General features: G+C 40.1%; 2 protein-coding genes and 1 pseudogene. All 3 read left to right on the top strand.

What is annotated here, in order from left to right; translation table 11 throughout:
* Positions 1 to 147: 147 nt before the first annotated feature.
* A complete protein-coding gene (locus PX636_RS00290; RefSeq protein WP_288115855.1) occupies positions 148 to 714 on the top strand; it encodes a Uma2 family endonuclease in 567 nt (188 codons plus the stop codon).
* A gap of 14 nt (positions 715 to 728) precedes the next feature.
* Entirely contained in the window at positions 729 to 2,747 is a 2,019-nt protein-coding gene (gene ligA / locus PX636_RS00285; RefSeq protein WP_288115854.1) for an NAD-dependent DNA ligase LigA, read from the top strand.
* Between the two features lie 289 nt (positions 2,748 to 3,036).
* Positions 3,037 to 3,706 (top strand): annotated as a pseudogene (locus tag PX636_RS00280) (pentapeptide repeat-containing protein); the annotation flags it as partial.

The following is a 3,706-nucleotide window of genomic DNA, read 5'->3' as shown; positions in this document are numbered from 1 at the left end:
TAAGTAAAAAGCTCGGTGTTAAAACTTGTCAGATTCCCCCTAACCCTAGGGTTGATTCATAGTAGGGTTGATTCATGGTAGGGTTGATTCATGAATCAACCCTACCCCCCTTAAGGAGATTCAATAAAGTTTTTTCTGGAGATTATTATGGTTGTCACCAAAGAAAAATTATATACCTTTGCGGAATATTTAAAGTATCAGGACTGCACAGATAATAAATACGAATTATTTAACGGAGAATTAATTTCCATGCCTCCCGCTAGTGGCTTTCATGCCTTAATTCTTGCCTTTATTTATGATTATTTAATGGCAGAAATTAAAAGATTAAATCTAACTTGCAAAGTCATGCCTGCTACTGTAGGAATTCGCACCGATAAAGCTAAATCGAGAATTCCAGACTTAATGATTTTAACTGCCGAACAATGTCAAGAGATTAGAAATATGACCACAGCAGTGATTGAATTTCCTCCCCTCTTAGTTGTAGAAATTGTTAGCCCCAGTAATGCCGATGATGACTACCGTTATAAGCGTTCAGAATACGCAGTGAGAGGCATTCCTGAATACTGGATTATCGATCCTATTGCTCTAAAAATATCGGTTTTAACCCTGATTTCGGGATTTTATGAACTGGCAGAATTTAATCAGGAAGATAGGATAATATCGGTGACATTTCCCGATTTACAATTAACTCCTCAAATGGTCTTTGCACAGTAGCATTATTAACGATTATGACTATCCCCTTAGAAATCCAACAACGTTGCCAACAACTAAAAACAGAACTACAAAGAGCCAGTTATGCTTATTATGTTCTTGATGATCCTTTTATACCCGATAGCGTTTATGATCAACTTTATCGGGAATTAGAAGACATAGAAAAGCGTTATCCTCAATTAATCACCCCCGATAGTCCCACCCAAAGAGTCGGGGATAAAATCTCTAGTCAATTCGTTTCTGTCCGTCATAATATTCCCCTGTATAGTCTCGAAAATGCCTTTAACCTCGAAGAATTAAATAAATGGGGCAACCGTTGGCAAAGATATGTAAATGAAACCCAAGACACGGAATATGTGTGTGAATTAAAAATCGATGGTTCCGCGTTAGCTTTAACCTACGAAAACGGCTTTTTAGTCAGAGGTGTTACTAGAGGGGATGGAGTCACTGGCGAAGATATTACCCCCAATGTGCGGACAATTCGCTCTATTCCTTTACGCTTAAATATAGACAATCCCCCGGCAATCGTGGAAGTGCGCGGCGAAGCTTTTTTACCCCTCGATACCTTTGATAAAATCAATCAAGAAAGAGAAGAAAAAAGGGAATCTCTCTTTGCTAATCCCCGCAATGCGGCAGCGGGAACCCTACGACAATTAGATCCGAAAATAGTTGATAAAAGACGCTTACAATTTTTTGCCTATACCCTGCATTTAGACGATAACAATATCACTACTCAATGGCAATCCTTAGATAGATTAGAAACCATGGGATTTCTGGTTAATCCCCACCGTCAACTCTGTCCATCCCTGCAAGAAGTGGCGCAATACTATCAAGATTGGCAAGAAAAACGTCATCAATTAGCCTACATGACCGATGGTGTCGTAGTCAAAATCAACGATTTACAGCGACAAAATCGGTTAGGATTCACTCAAAAATTCCCTCGGTGGGCCATCGCTTTAAAATATCCCGCCGAAGAGGTCGCCACGGTAGTTAAAGATATTATCGTCAATGTGGGACGCACCGGCGCGGTTACACCCATGGCGGTGATGGAACCGGTACAGGTAGCAGGAACCACCGTACAAAGGGCTACTTTACATAATAGCGATCGAGTGGCCGAATTGGATATCCGAGTCGGTGACACGGTAATTATCCGCAAAGCGGGGGAAATTATCCCAGAAGTGGTGAGAATCCTGCCAGAATTGCGTCCTAACCACACCTCACCCTTCCAGATGCCCACTAATTGCCCTGAATGTCAATCTCCCCTAGTTCGTCCGGTGGGGGAAGCGGTGACGCGCTGTGTTAATAGTTCCTGTCCGGCGATTTTGCGGGGAAGTGTAGTACATTGGGCCAGTCGCGATGCTCTCGATATCCGGGGATTAGGGGAAAAAGTGGTAATTTTGCTGATTGAACAGGGATTAGTTACCGCCATTTCTGACCTCTACAGCCTCGAAAAAACGGAAATTGCCAAATTAGACCGAATGGGCGAGAAATCAGCCTTAAATTTGATTACAGCTATGGCTCAGAGCAAAAATCAAAGCTGGTCGAGGGTACTTTATGGGCTAGGAATTCGCTATGTGGGCAGCGTTAACGCCAAAATTCTCGCCGAAAGTTTTCGGACTGTGGAGGAGTTAGCTAACGCCAGCGTGACTGATTTAGCCTCTATCTATGGTATCGGTGAAGAAATCGCTCAATCGGTCTATGATTGGTTTAAAATCGCCGCTAATCGGGATTTAGTCGCTAAATTACAGGCGGCTGGTTTACAATTTGCCGCAGCAGCAAAAACCACCACCACTAAAGCGACTTTAGCAGGGAAAACCTTTGTCATTACTGGCACTTTACCAACTCTCAAACGGGAGGAAGCGAAAGAATTAATCGAAAAAGCTGGGGGGAAAGTGACGGGTTCTGTCAGCAAAAAAACCGATTATTTAGTGCTAGGAGAAGCGGCGGGTTCTAAGCTAGAAAAAGCCCTAGAATTGGGCATTACTCAGCTAACCGAAGCACAATTACTCGAATTAATCGAATTCGGAAAAGTCTAGTCAAATCTGGATTATTTCCTCAACATAAAAGACAAGTTCATCCTTAAAAAATATCAACCAAACTGGGCGATAAACCTGATTTAATCTAGGAACAAACTCATCAGATAAACAGTCAATTTTTAAGGACGAGAAAAGTAACATTATATTAAGTAAATGTCTCTGGTTAAGGACTTTCTGCTATTCTGAGGAATAGGTATATAGTGCTAGTCCTCACGGATATTCAAACTCTCTCTAACTTTTTATAAAAAAACATAAATAACAGGGGGTTATACTAATGATAACTTCAGAGTTGGCTTCTTTAATTATCGGCATTGAAGAAAATGTGCGGCCAGAAAGCGAATATTATGGCAAGCTAGTCGAATGGCGAGAAAAATATCAAACGTGGCATTATGGAATTAGCTTATCGAACACGCATTTCTTTAGTTTAGGAACTCTAGAAAAACAAGAACTGCAACTCCTAAAACGCCACGATATTCGTGATTTTGACCTGAGAATTCTTCCTGATGTTAAATCACTCTTTGAAAGCGACGAAGTTATAGAACGACTTAAATATGCTTTGAGATGGTTACAGGACTTACCAGACAATTCACCTAATAAGACAATCACAGGTAAGGAATTGGCTTTTCGGATATTGACAGGCAGTCCAGATTATGAATATTCTGGAGATACAAAACCAATTCCCCCCGACCTAAGTTATGAGGATTATTTAAAGCAAAGTTGTCCAAAACTGAAGCATCGTAAGTATTCTCTTAAAAATCCCCAAGTTTGGGCTTATATGTTTTTGTTTGTTTTTGTTTTATTTGTTGCAATTTTAACTCCTCCTTTATTTGATTTGATAAAAAATTTGATTGGTTCAATAGCTTGGCTTAAAAGTATAGATAATCTAGTTGAAAATATATCAAAAATATTGTTTTTCTTGTTCATTTTTATCATATCTTTCTTGCTTTGGAGAGTTTTTG

The organism is Microcystis sp. M53598_WE2 (assembly GCF_030067735.1).
GTDB lineage: Bacteria > Cyanobacteriota > Cyanobacteriia > Cyanobacteriales > Microcystaceae > Microcystis > Microcystis aeruginosa.
This window is presented reverse-complemented; position numbering and strand designations above follow the sequence as displayed.

Coding starts and splice junctions, on each gene's coding strand:
- PX636_RS00290 (WP_288115855.1), top strand. CDS start 148: ATGGTTGTCACCAAAGAAAAATTATATACCTTTGCGGAATATTTAAAG.
- ligA (WP_288115854.1), top strand. CDS start 729: ATGACTATCCCCTTAGAAATCCAACAACGTTGCCAACAACTAAAAACA.